We start from the raw sequence: 16,548 nt of genomic DNA, 5'->3' as shown, positions 1-16,548 counted from the left end.
CATCACGAGAGGGGCTCCCGGCACACCCGCCGGGAGCCCCTCTCGGCTGTCCGGGCCCTGCCCCGCCGCCGGTGACCGCGGCGGCTAGGAGTTCCCCACGACGTCCTCCGGGAACGTCAGCGAGCGGCCCATCCACTGGAGCGCCGCGGGCAGCTCCCGCCGCCAGGTGGCGAAGTTGTGGCTGCCGTGCGCGAGCTCCACGGAATCCGCCTTCATCGGCGGCTTCACGGCCGCCAGAAAGGCCCTGGCCGCGGGGTAGTTCTTCTCCCCGCTGCGGCTGGTGCCGATGAGAACGTCCACCCGGGGCGCGGGCAGCCGCCGCAGCCGCCACATCAGGTCGTGCTCCTCGCGGCGCCGCACCCGGTCCCGGCCGCCACCGAAGAGATCGCCGGTCGTGGGGTCGTTGCTGACCTTGTAATCGGGCGAGAGCGCCGCCGCCGAGGTGTACGTGCGATCGTGCCGCATGGCGAGCTGGAGGGCGCAGCTGCCGCCCGAGGAGTAGCCCAGCACCCCCCAGCCGCCGGGGTCGTGGCCGACCCGGTAGCGCGACCGCAGCGCGTCCGGCACATCGCGGGCGAAGAACGTCTCGGCCTGCGGCCCGCCGGGCACATCGACGCACTGGGTGTCGCGCGGCGGGGCGATGGTCGGCCGCATCATCACGATCACCGTCGGCTGCATCCGCCCGGCCCGGATCAGCCCGCCGGCGGTCTGCGGCAGCCGCAGGTGCTGGCCGAGCAGAAAGGTGCCGCCCGGATAGCCGCTGAGCGCGACGATCACGGGGAAGCGCTGCCGGGCGAACTGGGGCTGGAAGTACTGCGGCGGCAGATACACGTACGCCGGATCGACCGCCCGGGTCCGCTTGCCGACGATCCGCACCGACTCCACCCGGCCCGCCGTCGCCGGCGGCCCCTTCGGCAGCCCGTGCACCGTGTCCAGGCCGTCCGGCCCCGACGCCTGCACCAGCCCCTTCGACGGGTCGCCGACCGGCCCGGCCGCTCCCCCGTCGCCCCACTTGCCGACGGCCTCGGGCGCGTCGTCGTAGAGCCCGAGCAGCTCGTGCCAGGAGGCGTAGAACTGGAAATTGGCGTTCACGGCGAGACCGAGCGCCGCCACGATGACCAGCTGCGTCCCGGCGATCACCCCGAGCCGTCCCAGCAGCGCCCGCGCCCCGCGCCCGGCGAACCGCGGCCACAGCCAGAGGGTCAGCCCCACGCAGACCACGGCAGCCGCGGCCACGGCGCACTCCAACCACCGGCTGGTCAGTCCCATCACGATCCCCAGATGTCCGCGCCGCGGCCCGCTCCCCCGGCGGCCTGCCACGGCGTAGTCCCAGGCCCCCGGAACACCCCGGAAGACCTCATTGCGCCTGGTTTGATGGCCTGTGGAGGGGCGGCGTTGCGGCCCCGCGAGGTGTTCGGACGCCCGACTCCTGCGCGCTGCCGCAACTTCACGCACCGTCCCCCGGCACGACACGGACCGGGCCCGCGACCGCGGCGGCCCGAGGACCCCGCACCGCCCGGCCCCGCCCGCTCACCGGGAACACCCCGGGGCCCCCGCCCCGCAATGGCATCCTGGAGCCACCGGGCCGCGACCGGCCGGGTCGAGGGAGGACGGCGATGGCCACCGAAACGGCAGGGCAGCGGCAGACGGCGCAGGGGCCGGCGGCGTCCGCGGCGGTGCGGGCGCAGGACGTACGCCCCATGCGGGCCGACGCGCGCCGCAACTACGAGCGGCTGCTGACCGAGGCCCGTACGGCCTTCACCGCACACGGCACGGACACCTCGCTGGAGGACATCGCCCGCCGCGCCGGCGTCGGCATCGGCACGCTCTACCGGCACTTCCCCAACCGGACCGCCCTGATGGGCGCCGTCTTCCAGGGCGAGGTGGACGCCCTGCTGGCCTACGCCCGGGAGCTGGCCGACGCCCCGCAGCCGTGCGCCGCCCTGGTCGCCTGGCTGCGCGCGATCATCACCCACGCCAGCACCTACCGCGGGCTGTCCCGCGCGCTGATGACGGCCTCGGCGAACGAGAACTCGGGGATGGCGCGGTGCAGCGTCCCGATGCGGGAGGCCGGCGACGCGCTGCTGACCCGCGCCCAGCAGGCCGGGGCCGTACGCCCCGATGTGAGCATCGGCGATCTGATGCAGCTGACCAACGGCATCGCGCTGGCCGTCGAGGAGTCCCCCGACGACCCGCAGCTCGCCGACCGGCTGCTGACCCTCACCCTCAGCGGGCTGAAGGGCGAGCGGCACTGAACGGTGCCGGTGCGGCGCGCCCGGCGGGCGCGCCCCCGGCTCCGGCCGTCAGCGCCGCCGCGGTGCGAGGTCGGCGACCCGGCCGCCCGCGGCCTCGGACAGCGAGGGGGCCGAGCGCAGCTGTGGCCCCCCGCCCGCGGCGCCCGGGGCGTGGCTGCGGCGCTGCCCCGGCAGCGGGACGTCCCGCCGCGGGCCTCTGCGCTCCGCCGCGCCGCCTTCCCTTCCGGGCTGCCCCGGCCCGTGGCCGGTGGCGCCCGAACTGTTGGCGACGGCGATCTGCACGCCCTGGTCGGCCAGCGCCTGCAGCTCCGTGGCGGCGCGGTCGTCGTGGCCCGGCGGCTCGTCGGTGACCAGCCGGGTGATCACATCCGTCGGCACGGTCTGGAACATCGTGTCGGAACCGAGCTTGGTGTGGTCGGCGAGCACCACCACCTCCCCCGCCGCCTGCACCAGCGCCCGGTCGACGCTGGCGGAGAGCATGTTGGAGGTGGACAGCCCGCGCTCGGCGGTCAGGCCGCTGCCCGACAGGAAGGCGCGGGAGACCCGCAGCCCCTGGAGGGACTGTTCGGCACCGCTGCCGACCAGCGCGTAGTTGGAGCCGCGCAGGGTGCCGCCGGTCATCACGACCTCGACTCGGTTGGCATGGGCCAACGCCTGGGCGACGAGCAGGGAATTGGTGACGACGGTCAGGCCGGGGACCCTGGCGAGCCGGCGGGCCAGCTCCTGGGTAGTGGTTCCCGCCCCGACCACGATGGCCTCGCCCTCTTCGACGAAGCCCGCGGCGAGATCGGCGATGGCCGTCTTCTCCGCCGTGGCCAGATGGGATTTCTGTGGGAATCCGGATTCGCGGGTAAAGCCTCCCGGCAGGACCGCACCGCCGTGCCGGCGGTCGAGGAGTCCTTCTGCCTCCAGCGCCCGCACGTCCCGCCGTACGGTTACTTCAGAGGTCTGGACGACGCGGGCGAGCTCCCGGAGCGATACCGCTCCGTTGGCGCGCACCATTTCAAGGATCAATTGGCGACGTTCTGCAGCGAACACGAAACTGACAGTAACGCCAACGACCGTCTGTTTTCAGCAGGTTGCACCAATTAACGGAAGTTGTGCACACCGCGGAGCGTGACGTGGTATGCGGTATGCATATGTCGTACGGACGTCGAACTACCGGCCGACGGGACGGGCTTGCCGCCTGGTCAGCCGCCCTGCCGGCCCCCGCGGCGGCCGGCGGGCCGGACGGCGCGGGACCCGGCCCGTGCAGGGACGTTTCATCCCCAGCGCTCACCGGGGGCACAAAGATTTCAATCGGCCGCCGCGCCCGTCCGCCGCCCGGACGGGGGCCACGCCGACTACTCGGCGCCCGCCTTGCGCGTGTGCAGCTGCCGCGCGACCTCGGCGATCGAGCCGGACAGCGACGGGTAGACCGTGAAGGCGCTGGCGATCTGCTCGACGGTCAGATTGTTGTCGACCGCGATCGAGATCGGGTGAATCAGCTCGCTGGCGCGCGGGGAGACGACCACACCGCCGACCACGATGCCGGTGCCGGGACGGCAGAACAGCTTGACGAAGCCGTCGCGGATGCCCTGCATCTTGGCGCGCGGGTTGCGCAGCAGCGGGAGCTTGACCACCCGGGCGTCGATCTTTCCGCTGTCGACATCGGCCTGGGAGTAACCGACCGTGGCGATCTCCGGGTCGGTGAAGACGTTGGCGGAGACCGTCTTGAGGTTCAGCGGCGTGACCGCGTCGCCGAGGAAGTGGTACATCGCGATCCGGCCCTGCATCGCGGCCACCGACGCCAGCGCGAAGACACCGGTGCAGTCGCCCGCCGCGTACACGCCCGGGGCGGTGGTGCGCGAGACCTTGTCGGTCCAGACGTGGCCGGAGTCGCGGAGCTTGACGCCGGCCGCCTCCAGGCCCATGTCCTCGGTGTTGGGGATCGAGCCGACCGCCATCAGGCAGTGCGTACCGGAGATCGTGCGGCCGTCGGCGAGGGTGACCTCCACGCGGTCGCCGACCCGCTTGGCCGACTGGGCCCGCGAGCGCGCCATGACGTTCATGCCGCGGCGGCGGAAGACGTCCTCCAGCACGGCGGCCGCGTCCGGGTCCTCGCCCGGCAGCACGCGGTCGCGGGAGGAGACCAGGGTGACGCGGGAGCCCAGCGCCTGGTAGGCGCCGGCGAACTCGGCACCGGTGACACCGGAGCCGACCACGATCAGCTCTTCGGGCAGCTCGTCGAGGTCGTAGACCTGCGTCCAGTTCAGGATCCGCTCGCCGTCGGGCAGCGCGTCCGGGATCTCCCGGGGGTGCGCGCCGGTGGCGATCAGCACCGCGTCCGCGATCAGGCCCTCCGTGGAGCCGTCGGCGGCGGTGACGGTCACCTTGCGCGAGCCGTCCGGCGCCTGCCCCGGCTCCAGCCGCCCGCGGCCGCGCATGACCCGGCCGCCGGCGCGGGTCACCGAGGCGGTGATGTCATGCGACTGGGCGAGCGCGAGGCGCTTGACCCGCCGGTTGACCTTGCCGAGGTCGACGCCTACGACCCGGGCGGGCCGGTCCGCGTAGGGGGTGTCGTCCTCGACGATGATGCCGAGTTCCTCGTACGAGGAATCGAAGGTGGTCATCACCTCGGCCGTGGCGATAAGAGTCTTCGACGGCACGCAGTCGGTGAGCACCGACGCCCCGCCCAGACCGTCGCAGTCGACGACGGTCACCTCCGCGCCGAGAGAGGCGGCCACCAGGGCCGCTTCGTATCCGCCGGGTCCGCCACCGATGATCACGATCCGAGTCACGTACTCCATTCTCCCGCACGCCCGTGCGTCACTCACGCCCGGGGGCACACCGCCGCGCTGACCGGCACCGGGGCGCGCCGCCCGGGCCGGTGCCGCGAACCCCCGGCACCACGGGCCCGGCGGTCAACCTCCCGTACCCTCGGAACCATGTCGCTCTACGCCGCCTACGCCGGCAACCTCGACGCGCGGCTGATGTCCCGCCGCGCACCGCACTCGCCGCTGCGCGGCACCGGCTGGCTCAACGGCTGGCGGCTGACGTTCGGGGGCGAGCAGATGGGGTGGGAAGGCGCCCTGGCGACGGTCGTCGAGGACCCGTCCTCGCAGCTGTTCGTCGCGCTCTACGACATCGCGCCCATGGACGAGGAGTCCATGGACCGCTGGGAGGGCGTCGGCATGGAGATCTACCGCCGGATGCGGGTGCGGGCACACACCCTCGACGGCGACGAGACGGCCTGGATCTACGTCCTCAACGGTTACGAGGGCGGCCTCCCCTCGGCCCGCTACCTGGGCGAGATCGCCGACGCCGCCGAATCCGCTGGCGCCCCGCACGACTATGTGATGGAGCTGCGCAAACGTCCGTGCTGAGGGCCCGGGGCCCGCGGCCGGCGCGGTGGGGCGACACGCCCGGGCCGGCGTATGGCGCACGCCACAAGACCACGATCCCGGCATCGTGGGAAACGACATCTACGCGCGTAGGGGAATACCGGCTACCCTCGTCCGCGTGAACGCATCTGTTACTCCGGACATCGCGCGCGACCCGCAGGGTGCCGCCGCCGACGCCGCCGCCCGTCTGCGCGAGCTGACCGGCGCCGAGACCCATGACGTCGCCCTGGTGATGGGCTCGGGCTGGGCACCGGCCGCCGAGGCCCTGGGCGCGCCCGAGCACGAATTCCCCGTCACCGAGCTGCCCGGCTTCCCGCCGCCGGCCGTCGCCGGCCACGGTGGCACGATCCGCTCCTACCGGGTGGGCGAGAAGCGGGCGCTGGTCTTCCTGGGCCGTACGCACTACTACGAGGGCCGCGGGGTCGCCGCGGTCGCGCACGGCGTGCGCACCGCCGTCGCGGCCGGCTGCAAGACCGTCGTGCTCACCAACGGGTGCGGCGGCCTGCGTACCGGCATGCGCCCCGGCCAGCCGGTCCTGATCAGCGACCACCTGAACCTGACCGCCACCTCCCCGATCGCCGGCGCCCACTTCGTCGACCTCACCGATCTGTACTCGCCGCGGCTGCGCGCGCTGTGCAAGGAGATCGACCCGAGCCTGGAGGAGGGCGTCTACGCCCAGCTCCCCGGCCCGCACTACGAGACCCCGGCCGAGATCAAGATGCTCCGGACGCTGGGCGCCGACCTGGTCGGCATGTCCACCGTCCTGGAGGCCATCGCGGCCCGCGAGGCCGGCGCCGAGGTGCTCGGCCTGTCGCTGGTGACGAACCTCGCCGCCGGCATGACGGGCGAGCCGCTCAACCACGAAGAGGTCCTGCAGGCCGGCCGCGACTCGGCGACCCGCATGGGCTCCCTGCTCGGCCAGGTCCTGAACAAGATCTGACGGAGGCCGGTCCGGGCGCAGGCCCGTCCGCATCCCCCGGGCGGCGGCCGGAGCGGCCGGCTGCCCGGGCGGGTGGGAGGAGCGGCCGGGCGGGTGGCACACGGGCCGTCGGTGGCCGGATGGCGTCGTTCGCCCCGCACGCGGGGTAAGGGGTACGAGCCGGGCGCGCGCCCGGCCGGCCGCAGGCCCCCGCACGCGACCCCCCGCCCCCGTACGCAACCCCACCACGCACCCACCGTCAGGAGCATCACGTGGCTACCGATCACGCGGAGCTGATCAACCGGGCCCAGGCATGGCTGGCCGAGGACCCGGACCCGGAGACCCGGGACGAGCTGTCGAAGCTCGTCGAGGCCGCCGACGGCGACGACATCGCGGCCGAGCTGGCCGCCCGGTTCGCCGGCACCCTCCAGTTCGGCACCGCCGGGCTGCGCGGCGAGCTGGGCGCGGGCCCGATGCGGATGAACCGCTCCGTCGTCATCCGGGCGGCGGCCGGCCTGGCCGCGTACCTCAAGGCCCAGGGCGACGGCGCCGGGCTGGTCGTCATCGGCTACGACGCGCGCCACAAGAGCGCCGACTTCGCGCGGGACACGGCGGCCGTGATGGTGGGCGCGGGCCTGCGCGCCGCGCTGCTGCCGCGTCCGCTGCCCACCCCCGTCCTGGCCTTCGCGATAAGGCATCTGGGCGCGGTGGCCGGTGTCGAGGTCACCGCCAGCCACAACCCGCCGCGCGACAACGGCTACAAGGTCTATCTGGGCGACGGCTCGCAGATCGTGCCGCCCGCGGACGCCGACATCGCCGCGGAGATCGCCGCGGTCGGCCCGCTGGCGGGCGTGCCGCGCCCGGAGGCCGGCTGGGAGACCCTCGACGAGGCCGTGCTGAGCGCCTACCTGGAGCGTACGGACGCGGTGCTGACGCCCGGGTCCCCCCGGAACACCCGGGTCGTCTACACGCCGATGCACGGCGTCGGCCGGGACACCCTCGTCGCCGCCTTCGCCCGGGCCGGGTTCCCGGCCCCGGTGGTCGTCGCGGAACAGGCCGAGCCGGACCCGGACTTCCCGACGGTCGCCTTCCCCAACCCTGAGGAGCCGGGCGCGATGGACCTCGCGTTCGCCACCGCGCGGGCGGCGGGCGCCGGCGTCGACCTCGTGATCGCGAACGACCCCGACGCGGACCGCTGCGCCGTCGCCGTCCCCGCCCCCGGCACGCCGGAGGGCTGGCGGATGCTGCGCGGCGACGAGGTCGGCGCGCTGCTCGCCGCCAGCCTGGTGAGCAAGCGGGCGGCGGGCACCTTCGCGACGACCATCGTCTCCTCGCAGCTGCTCTCCCGGATCGCGGCCGCCGCCGCGCTGCCGTACGAGGAGACGCTGACCGGCTTCAAGTGGCTGGCCCGGGTGGACGGTCTGCGGTACGCCTTCGAGGAGGCGCTGGGCTACTGCGTCGACCCGCAGGGCGTCCGGGACAAGGACGGCATCACCGCGGCGCTGCTGATCACCGAGCTGGCCGCGGAGCTGAAGCAGGCCGGGCGCGGCCCGGCCGACCTCCTCGACGACCTGGCGCGGGAGTTCGGGCTGCACGCCACCGATCAGCTCTCGGTCCGGGTCGAGGACCTCTCCCTGATCGCCGACGCGATGCGCAGGCTCCGCGAACAGCCGCCGACGGCGCTGGCGGGTCTGGCCGTGTCCCGTGCCGACGACCTGACCCGGGGCACCGAGACGCTGCCGCCGACCGACGGTCTGCGCTACTACCTGGCCGGTTCGCCGGAGAGCGGCATCGAGTCCGCCCGTGTCGTGGTCCGTCCCAGCGGCACCGAACCCAAGCTCAAGTGCTACCTGGAGGTCGTGGTCCCGGTGGCCTCGGCCGAGGCGCTGCCCGAGGCCCGTACGACGGCGGCGGCGGCACTGGCGGCGATCAAGCGGGACGTGTCGGCGGCGGCCGGGATCTGACCGCCCGACATCCCGACCCGTGCCGATGGCGGCCGCCCCGCACCGGGACGGCCGCCATCGGCACGCGAGGGGCCCGCCGCCGCGCCCCTCAGAGCACCAGCGTCACCACGAGCCCCGCGGCGCCCACCGCGAGGGGGGCGAGGACGGCGTACGACCAGCGCACCGCCACCGGTGCGTCCCGGGGGCCGTCGCGGTGGGTGGCGCGCTCGCGGACCTCGCGCAGTTCGTCGAGGGCCTGGTCGGCCATGGCGCGCGGGGCGGGACCGGCGCCGGCGTCGGCGTGCGGGCCGAAGCGGGGGCGGGACGCCGTGCCGCGCACCGCCTGGCGGCCGGCCTTCTTGCGCTGCCGCAGGGAGACCGGGATCGCCCACATCTGGTAGGTGGCACCGTCGGTGAGGACCTCGGTGGAGTAGCCCGCCCGCAGGCCCTCGACCGCGGTCCACGGCAGGGTGATGGTGCGGAACGGGTTGCGCACCGTGAGCCGGTCCTCGCCCGCCCTGACCAGGGGGCGCAGGGTGAAGGCGGTGACCAGCGGCACGCCGAGGAGCAGGGCGAACAGGGCCGTGAGCCGGGTGTGGGTGTCACCACGCAGGAGGGCGTCGCCGCCGAGCCAGAGGCCGAGCAGGAGGAGCAGCGCGCCGCCGGCGAGGGCCGCGGGCGAGCGGTAGCTGCGTGCCGCGTACTGCTGCTGAGGCGGGGTGGACCGGTCCTGGCTCGTCATGCCGCCGATTCTGCCTGACCGTCCGGATGCCGGACATTGCGTTACGGCATCATTCGGCGGCGTGCGGCACGGGCGTCCGGGCCCTGGTGGCGGGCCGGTCGGGTGGTGTCACCGGGCCTCCCGGCGCCCCGCGCCCGCGCGCACCGGCCGGATTCGGACTGTCCAGGGGGATGACATGGCGCTACGCGCGTAGATATGCTCCCCTCGTGACCATGCCCATCACTGTTCCCGCATACGGCAAGGAAGCCGCGGGGCGTCTGGCGTCAATGGCGGACGTGACCGCCGACGACGGTGCGCTGCGCCGCTTCCTCCACGGCCTCCCGGGCGTCGACGAGGTCGGCCTCCAGGCCCGCGCCGCCACCCTCGGCACCCGCTCGATCAAGACGACGGCGAAGGCCTACGCCATCGACCTCGCCCTCTCGATGATCGACCTGACGACCCTCGAAGGCGCGGACACCCCGGGGAAGGTCCGGGCGCTGTGCGCCAAGGGCGTCCACCCGGACCCCACGGACCGCACGGCCCCCAAGGTGGCGGCGATCTGCGTCTATCCGGACATGGTCGCCACGGCCAAGGAGGCGCTCGGCGACTCGGGGATCCAGGTGGCGTCCGTCGCCACCGCCTTCCCGGCGGGCCGGGCCGCGCTGCCGGTCAAGCTGGCCGACACCCGGGACGCGGTCGCGGCCGGCGCCGACGAGATCGACATGGTGATCGACCGGGGCGCCTTCCTCTCCGGCCGGTACATGGACGTCTTCGAGGAGATCAAGGCCGTCAAGGAGGCGTGCGTCCGGCCGGACGGCACGGCCGCGCACCTCAAGGTCATCTTCGAGACCGGTGAACTCCAGACGTACGACAACGTCCGCCGGGTCTCCTGGCTGGCGATGCTCGCGGGCGCCGACTTCATCAAGACCTCGACCGGCAAGGTGGCCGTCAACGCGACCCCGCCGGTCACCCTCCTGATGCTGGAGGCGGTCCGTGACTTCCACGCCGCGACCGGTGTCCAGGTCGGGGTGAAGCCGGCCGGCGGCATCCGTACGACCAAGGACGCGATCAAGTACCTGGTCATGGTCAACGAGACGCTCGGTGAGCCCTGGCTGACCGCCGACTGGTTCCGCTTCGGCGCCTCCAGCCTCCTCAACGATCTGCTGATGCAGCGCCAGAAGCTCAGCAGCGGCCGCTACTCCGGCCCCGACTACGTCACGGTGGACTGAGGCTCCCATGACCTTCGATTACGCACCCGCACCCGAGTCCCGCGCGGTCGTCGACATCGCGCCGTCCTACGGCCTGTTCCTCGACGGCGAGTTCGTCCCGGCCTCCGACGGCAAGGTCTTCAAGACCGTCTCCCCGTCGACCGAGGAGGTCCTCTCCGAGGTCGCGCAGGCGAGCGCCGAGGACGTCGACCGCGCCGTCAAGGCGGCCCGCAAGGCCTTCGAGAAGTGGTCCGCGCTGCCCGGCGCCGAGCGCGCCAAGTACCTCTTCCGGATCGCCCGGATCGTCCAGGAGCGCTCGCGCGAGCTGGCCGTGCTGGAGTCGCTGGACAACGGCAAGCCGATCCGCGAGTCCCGGGACGCCGATCTGCCGCTGGTGGCCGCGCACTTCTTCTACTACGCGGGCTGGGCCGACAAGCTCGACCACGCGGGGTACGGCGCCCACCCCCGCCCCCTGGGCGTGGCCGGCCAGGTCATCCCCTGGAACTTCCCCCTCCTCATGCTCGCGTGGAAGATCGCGCCGGCGCTGGCGACCGGCAACACGGTCGTCCTCAAGCCCGCCGAGACGACCCCGCTGTCCGCCCTCTTCTTCGCGGACATCTGCCGCCAGGCGGGCCTGCCCAAGGGCGTCGTCAACATCCTCACCGGCGACGGCTCCACCGGCGCCGCGCTGGTGGCGCACCCCGGCGTCGACAAGGTCGCCTTCACCGGCTCCACCGCGGTCGGCAAGGCCATCGCCCGTACGGTCGCCGGCACCGACAAGAAGGTGACGCTGGAGCTGGGCGGCAAGGCGGCGAACATCGTCTACGACGACGCGCCGCTGGACCAGGCCGTCGAGGGCATCGTCAACGGCATCTTCTTCAACCAGGGCCAGGTGTGCTGCGCGGGCTCGCGGCTGCTGGTCCAGGAGTCGGTGGCCGAGGAGCTGCTGGACGCCCTCAAGCGCCGGATGCGGACCCTGCGGGTGGGCGACCCGCTGGACAAGAACACCGACATCGGCGCCATCAACTCCGCCGAGCAGCTGGCCCGGATCACCGCGCTGGCCGAGGCCGGGGAGGCCGAGGGCGCCGAGCGCTGGTCGCCGTCGTGCGAGCTGCCCGACTCCGGCTACTGGTTCGCCCCGACGCTGTTCACCGGCGTCACCCAGGCGCACCGCATCGCCCGTGAGGAGATCTTCGGCCCGGTGCTGTCCGTGCTGACGTTCCGCACCCCGGCGGAGGCCGTGGAGAAGGCCAACAACACGCCGTACGGCCTCTCCGCCGGCATCTGGACGGAGAAGGGCTCGCGGATGCTGTGGACGGCGGACCGGCTGCGCGCCGGCGTCATCTGGTCCAACACGTTCAACAAGTTCGATCCGGCGTCGCCGTTCGGCGGCTACAAGGAGTCGGGCTTCGGCCGCGAGGGCGGCCGGCACGGTCTGGAGGCGTACCTCGCCCCGTCGAGCCCGGAGGGCGCGCGCTGATGAACACTGTTGACCGCTTGAGTGTGCTCAAGACCTACAAGCTGTACGTCGGGGGGAAGTTCCCCCGGTCCGAGAGCGGGCGGGTGTACGAGGTGACCGACTCCAAGGGCACATGGCTCGCCAACGCCCCGCTGGCCTCCCGCAAGGACGCCCGGGACGCGGTGGTCGCCGCCCGTAAGGCGTTCGGCGGCTGGTCGGGCGCGACCGCCTACAACCGCGGGCAGATCCTCTACCGCGTCGCCGAGATGCTGGAGGGCCGCCGCGAGCAGTTCGTGGCGGAGGTGGCCGCGGCCGAGGGCCACTCGAAGGCGAAGGCCACGGCGCAGGTGGACGCGGCGATCGACCGCTGGGTCTGGTACGCGGGCTGGTCCGACAAGGTCGCCCAGATCGCCGGCGGCGCGAACCCGGTGGCGGGCCCCTACTTCAACCTGTCCTCCCCCGAGCCGACCGGCGTGGTCGCGGTCCTGGCCCCCCAGGAGTCGTCGTTCCTCGGCCTGGTCTCGGTGATCGCCCCGGCGGTCGTCACCGGCAACACGGTCGTCGTGGTGGCCGCCGAGGACGCTCCGCTGCCCGCCCTCTCCCTGGCCGAGGTGCTCGCCACCTCCGACCTCCCGGGCGGGGTCGTCAACCTCCTCTCGGGCCGCACGGCGGAGCTCGGCGCGCCGCTCGCCGCCCACCAGGACGTCAACGCCATCGATCTGGCGGGCGCCGGCGCGGACTTGGCCAAGGAGCTGGAGGTGGCCGCGGCCGACAACCTCAAGCGCGTGCTGCGTCCGGCCCCGGTGAACTGGTCGTCGGACCCCGGCACCACCCGGCTGATGACCTTCCTGGAAACCAAGACGGTATGGCACCCGAAGGGCGTCTAACCCCGCCCTGACGGCCCTTCACCCGGCCGTCCCCCATGCCGCGTGCGGGGCCCCACCTACGGGCGGGGCCCCGCACCGCTGTCCGATCCCGTAACTACCATTGACCGTGATCGGCAGCACGACAACATTTCGGGGGAGATCTGTGCCGGAGCAATTCAGCGCTGCTCAGCAGGCCTTGCACACATTCGCCAAGAGCACCGACGCGCGGGCGGAGAAGCTGCGCGCGATCCGCAGCAAGCTCGCCTCGCACCAGCTCAGCAAGGAGGCCTTCGGGAAGCTCCCGGAGTCCGCTGAGCTCCACCAGGCCTATGACGAGCAGAGCGAGCACTGCCTGGACACGCTCGACTCCGCGGCCACGCTGGAGGAAAAGATCAGCGAGGGCGTCACCGAGACGGCGCGCGCCTATCAGTCCGACGAGGACGCGACCGCCGCGTCGATGCGGCAGATCCACCCGGGCGGGCCGGGGAGCACGCGATGAGCGGGCCGGTGTCGGGGCGTTGGGCGCCTACAACAAGGTCAACGACTGGATGAACGGCTTCGACTCCGCCGTCGACAGCATCATGCGTCCGCTCGTCGAGCCGCTCGCCGAGCACCTGGAGTCGGTCACCGGTGACGACGAAGGCATCCAGGAAGCCGCCAAGCTGTGGCGCGACCAGGCAGCCGAGCTACGTGACCTGATCGCCGACCAGCGGCGTGACCGTGCGGACCTCGCGCATGAATGGACCGGCGAGGCCGCCGAGGCATTCCAGGGGCATCTCGCCGAACTGGAAACCGCCCTGGAGGCGGAAGCCGAGGACATGGACGCCGTGGCCGACGTCCTGGAACAGGCCGGCGCACAGGCGAAAATGGCCGAGCAGGTAGTCGAGACGCTCATCCGTGAGCTGATCGAATGGGCCATCATCGAACTCGCCGTGGCCTTGGCCACCTCGATCGTCACCGCAGGTGTCTCGGCTGCTGCCGCCGCTGCGGCAGCGACGGCCGAGGCCGGTTTCGTCTCGGCACGTATCGCCAGGGTGCTGTCCGAACTGGCCAAGGAACTCAAGGCCTTCGTCAACATCATCAAGCTGCTGAAAAAGGCCAAGAAGATGTCGAAGGTCAAAAAGCTCAAGCCATGGACCTGGAAGCACCTCAAGGACCCGGTCGAGGCCGAGAAGTTCGCGAAGGCGCTGGCCGCCAAGAAGGCGCTGAAGATCGTCAAGACGCCGATGAAGGGGGCCGTGGACCTCGGGATGGGCGGCCTGGGCTTCTCCGGCGACCCGACCCAGGCGGTCTCGCCCATCGTCCAGCACGAGGCCGACAAGCTCGACGACGCGCTCAGCGGCAAGGGAGCCCACGCGAGTGGGGGCAGCGGCGGTCACGGCAGCCCTCACCTGCCCCCGGCCTCCGACTTCTCGGCGCCGCCCACCGCGCAGGATCCCGTAGGCCACTACCGCGAATCCGTGAGCAGCCATCCGGACCCGGTGCCGGTGGTCCAGGACCCGCTCAGCCGCTACCGCGAACCCGCGGTCGAGCAGGATCCCCGCCCGGCGCCTGCCCGGACACCGCGCGATCCCGACAACCCGTTCGGCTGAGGACAGGGGCTCCAAAGAAGGAGGCCACGCCGGATGAGTCCGGACCACCATGACCGATTCCAGCCCCTTCCGGGCAGCCCGCAGCGCGAGCCCATGGGGCGGCTCGTCGCCGGCCGGAACCGAGGAGATTGACCGTATGCCGAAGACCGACCACCTCACCCCCTGCCGCCGGTTCCTCCAGCCCGGGGAGGTGCTCCGGGAGGCGCGGGACTACTCCGAGTACCCCGACCTCCCGCTGGTGCCCGCCCATCTCAGGTCGCCCGGGAAGCGGTCGCCGCGCGCGACGGGTCTGCTGGGGAAACTGAGCGACATCCTCGACAAGGCGTCGCAGCCGTCCGCCGGCACGGTCACCGGTCGGCCGTCGAGCAGCCGGCTGCTCGACAACCGGCTGCTCGACAACCGGGGGACGCGCGCGGTCGGCACCGTCGCGGAGGGGCTGAACGAGGCACCGGAGAACATCGAGGACGCCCTCGACGACGCGACGAACCGTGCGCTGTTCGGCACCACCATGGAGGGCGACTGGTCCAGCATGGCCGGCCGGTTCCTGGTGCAGGTCACCAACGCGGGCGGCACACCCCGGCATCAGGCGTTGACCGACCGCCGGCTGTTCGTGCTCACCGATCAGGCCACGGCCTGGCGTCAGCGCGAGCCCGAGCTGGCGGTGGCCGTGCAGATCCAGCTCTCGAACATCGCGGAGCTGCGGCCCCGGCCCCGTATGACGTTCCCCCGCGGCCGGTTCGACCTGGTCTTCGTCGACGGGTCGTGGATCGCGTTGTGTTGTGCGTTCCAGGAGGACATGCAGGCGATGGCCGGGGCCTTCCGCGGGCGCTGATGCCGGGCCGGCCGCGGCCCCGGGCAGGGGGTGGGCGGCCGGCCCGGGGGGGGGCGGAGCCGGGAGCGGGCCGGCCGCCGGCCGCGCCTCAGCCGGGCAGCACCTTCGTCAAGGTCCCCACCAGCGGCAGGTTCCGCAGGGTGCCGCCGCCGGCGAGGGGGCCGGTCAGCAGGTTGGTGCCCACCGGCTTGAAGTCGGCGATCTGGGTGCCGACGGCGTTGGCGAGCGGGTCGACGGGGGTGTTGGCGAGCGGGTCGATCTTGAGGTCCTTCACGGGGCCGATGCCGCCGCCGACGGAGTGCAGCAGCGCGCCGGTCAGCGCGGAGGCGGTGGCGCCGGTGTCGGTGGCGGACGCGGGGGCGGCGCTCGCCGAGGCCGCACCGCCCGCCGCGAGCGCCGCACCGGCAGCGGAGAGCACCAGTCCGGCACGCAGCAGGGTGCGCGGGATGCGGCTGGGCTTGGGACGTGCGTGGGAGGGCATGTGCCACCTGCCTGTGGGTCGGAGTGGTCGAAGTGCTGTGCGAGCGCGGGGGCCCACGGGGTTTGGTAATCGATTGACTGCGTAGCGTAGTTGAGGTGGGGTGGCCGATCCACCTCGCGCGCCAGGGGTACCCCACACGGGCCAATACGCGACAATGGGTGCCCGTGAGCCTCCACTCCTTCCCGCCCGCCGCCCGGGTCGTGCTGCTGACCGGCCCCTCGGGCTCCGGCAAGACCTCGCTGGCCGCGTGCAGTGGCCTGCCCGTCCTCAATCTCGACGACTTCTACAAGGAGGGGACGGACCCGACGCTGCCGCAACTGCCCGACGGCGGCGGCGCCGACTGGGACTCCCCGCTGTCCTGGGACGCCGAAGCCGCCGTCGCGGCCATCGAGTCGCTGTGCCGCACGGGGCGCGCCGACGTCCCGCGGTACGACATCGCCACCAGTGCCCGCACCGGCGCGTCGGGCCTGGAGCTCGGCGGTGCGCCGCTGTTCCTGGCGGAGGGCGTGTTCGCGGCCGATGTCATCGCACGGTGCCGGGCGGCGGGGCTGCTGGCGGACGCGCTGTGCCTGCGCGGGCGTCCGTCGACCACGTTCCGCCGGCGGCTGGCGCGGGATCTGCGCGAGGGCCGCAAGCCGGCCCCGTATCTGGTGCGCCGCGGGCTGCGGTTGATGCGCGGCGAGCGGTCGATCGTCGCCCGGCTGACGGCGCTGGGCGCGCACCCCTGCGCCAAGGCGGAGGCGTTGGCCCGGATAGCGGCCGCGCGGGCGGCGGACGCGGTGGGTGCCGCGGTGCGTTCCTGAGACGCGGTGCGGCGGCCGCACACGGAGAAGCGGGTTCGGACGGCCCCCCCGGCTGTCCGAACCCGCTCTTCTTCCCCCGTGTTTCC

Annotated in this window: 16 protein-coding genes; 11 read left to right on the top strand and 5 right to left on the bottom strand. The window is 73.1% G+C overall.

Annotation, left to right across the window (positions count from 1 at the left end):
* Positions 1–84: 84 nt before the first annotated feature.
* Positions 85–1,269: an alpha/beta hydrolase gene (locus ACQP17_RS22775; RefSeq protein ID WP_433857940.1), complete on the bottom strand. Its 1,185-nt coding sequence runs from the start codon at positions 1,267–1,269 to the stop codon at positions 85–87.
* Positions 1,270–1,616: 347 nt separating this feature from the next.
* Between ACQP17_RS22775 and ACQP17_RS22770 the strand changes: the two genes are divergently transcribed.
* Positions 1,617–2,255, top strand: coding sequence for a TetR/AcrR family transcriptional regulator (locus tag ACQP17_RS22770; RefSeq protein WP_433857939.1), 639 nt, complete (start codon positions 1,617–1,619; stop codon positions 2,253–2,255).
* 48 nt (positions 2,256–2,303) lie between these two features.
* Here ACQP17_RS22770 and ACQP17_RS22765 read toward each other — a convergent pair whose 3' ends face one another.
* Positions 2,304–3,257: a DeoR/GlpR family DNA-binding transcription regulator gene (locus tag ACQP17_RS22765; protein WP_433859982.1), complete on the bottom strand. Its 954-nt coding sequence runs from the start codon at positions 3,255–3,257 to the stop codon at positions 2,304–2,306.
* Positions 3,258–3,598: 341 nt separating this feature from the next.
* On the bottom strand, positions 3,599–5,044 hold the full coding sequence (locus ACQP17_RS22760; RefSeq protein ID WP_433857938.1) for an NAD(P)H-quinone dehydrogenase: 1,446 nt from the start codon (positions 5,042–5,044) through the stop codon (positions 3,599–3,601).
* Positions 5,045–5,182: 138 nt separating this feature from the next.
* Between ACQP17_RS22760 and ACQP17_RS22755 the strand changes: the two genes are divergently transcribed.
* From ACQP17_RS22755 to ACQP17_RS22745, 3 genes are all read left to right on the top strand, one after another.
* Positions 5,183–5,620, top strand: coding sequence for a gamma-glutamylcyclotransferase (locus ACQP17_RS22755; RefSeq protein WP_364874866.1), 438 nt, complete (start codon positions 5,183–5,185; stop codon positions 5,618–5,620).
* Positions 5,621–5,756: 136 nt separating this feature from the next.
* Positions 5,757–6,578, top strand: a complete 822-nt coding sequence (locus tag ACQP17_RS22750; RefSeq protein ID WP_364874864.1) for a purine-nucleoside phosphorylase — start codon at positions 5,757–5,759, stop codon at positions 6,576–6,578.
* A 251-nt stretch (positions 6,579–6,829) separates the two neighbouring features.
* The gene (locus ACQP17_RS22745) at positions 6,830–8,521 is read left to right on the top strand and encodes a phospho-sugar mutase (protein WP_433857937.1); all 1,692 of its coding nucleotides are present in this window, start codon (positions 6,830–6,832) and stop codon (positions 8,519–8,521) included.
* A gap of 88 nt (positions 8,522–8,609) precedes the next feature.
* On the opposite strand, the gene ACQP17_RS22740 is transcribed toward ACQP17_RS22745, so the two are convergent.
* Positions 8,610–9,242, bottom strand: coding sequence for a PH domain-containing protein (locus tag ACQP17_RS22740; protein ID WP_433857936.1), 633 nt, complete (start codon positions 9,240–9,242; stop codon positions 8,610–8,612).
* A 212-nt stretch (positions 9,243–9,454) separates the two neighbouring features.
* Between ACQP17_RS22740 and deoC the strand changes: the two genes are divergently transcribed.
* From deoC to ACQP17_RS22710, 6 genes are all read left to right on the top strand, one after another.
* On the top strand, positions 9,455–10,450 hold the full coding sequence (gene deoC / locus ACQP17_RS22735) for a deoxyribose-phosphate aldolase (RefSeq protein ID WP_433859981.1): 996 nt from the start codon (positions 9,455–9,457) through the stop codon (positions 10,448–10,450).
* Positions 10,451–10,457: 7 nt separating this feature from the next.
* Entirely contained in the window at positions 10,458–11,909 is a 1,452-nt protein-coding gene (locus tag ACQP17_RS22730) for an aldehyde dehydrogenase family protein (RefSeq protein WP_433857935.1), read from the top strand.
* Positions 11,909–12,775, top strand: coding sequence for an aldehyde dehydrogenase family protein (locus ACQP17_RS22725; RefSeq protein ID WP_433857934.1), 867 nt, complete (start codon positions 11,909–11,911; stop codon positions 12,773–12,775). The genes ACQP17_RS22730 and ACQP17_RS22725 overlap by 1 nt, the downstream gene beginning before the upstream one ends.
* Before the next feature lie 142 nt (positions 12,776–12,917).
* Positions 12,918–13,253 (top strand): hypothetical protein, encoded by a 336-nt coding sequence (locus ACQP17_RS22720; RefSeq protein WP_433857933.1) that lies wholly within the window; start codon positions 12,918–12,920, stop codon positions 13,251–13,253.
* Positions 13,254–13,272: 19 nt separating this feature from the next.
* On the top strand, positions 13,273–14,346 hold the full coding sequence (locus tag ACQP17_RS22715) for a WXG100 family type VII secretion target (RefSeq protein ID WP_433857932.1): 1,074 nt from the start codon (positions 13,273–13,275) through the stop codon (positions 14,344–14,346).
* A 136-nt stretch (positions 14,347–14,482) separates the two neighbouring features.
* The gene (locus ACQP17_RS22710; RefSeq protein ID WP_433857931.1) at positions 14,483–15,178 is read left to right on the top strand and encodes a hypothetical protein; all 696 of its coding nucleotides are present in this window, start codon (positions 14,483–14,485) and stop codon (positions 15,176–15,178) included.
* A gap of 88 nt (positions 15,179–15,266) precedes the next feature.
* Here the strand turns inward: ACQP17_RS22710 and ACQP17_RS22705 are convergent, their stop codons facing one another.
* Positions 15,267–15,659, bottom strand: coding sequence for a hypothetical protein (locus ACQP17_RS22705; protein ID WP_433857930.1), 393 nt, complete (start codon positions 15,657–15,659; stop codon positions 15,267–15,269).
* A 164-nt stretch (positions 15,660–15,823) separates the two neighbouring features.
* Here ACQP17_RS22705 and ACQP17_RS22700 point away from each other — a divergent pair, with 164 nt between their 5' ends.
* Positions 15,824–16,462: a uridine kinase family protein gene (locus ACQP17_RS22700; RefSeq protein WP_433857929.1), complete on the top strand. Its 639-nt coding sequence runs from the start codon at positions 15,824–15,826 to the stop codon at positions 16,460–16,462.
* Positions 16,463–16,548: the final 86 nt, after the last annotated feature.

Source organism: Streptomyces kronopolitis, assembly GCF_050953795.1.
Classification (GTDB): domain Bacteria; phylum Actinomycetota; class Actinomycetes; order Streptomycetales; family Streptomycetaceae; genus Streptomyces; species Streptomyces kronopolitis_A.
Note: the sequence above shows the minus strand (reverse complement) of the source record. Positions and strands in the feature narration are given on the sequence as shown.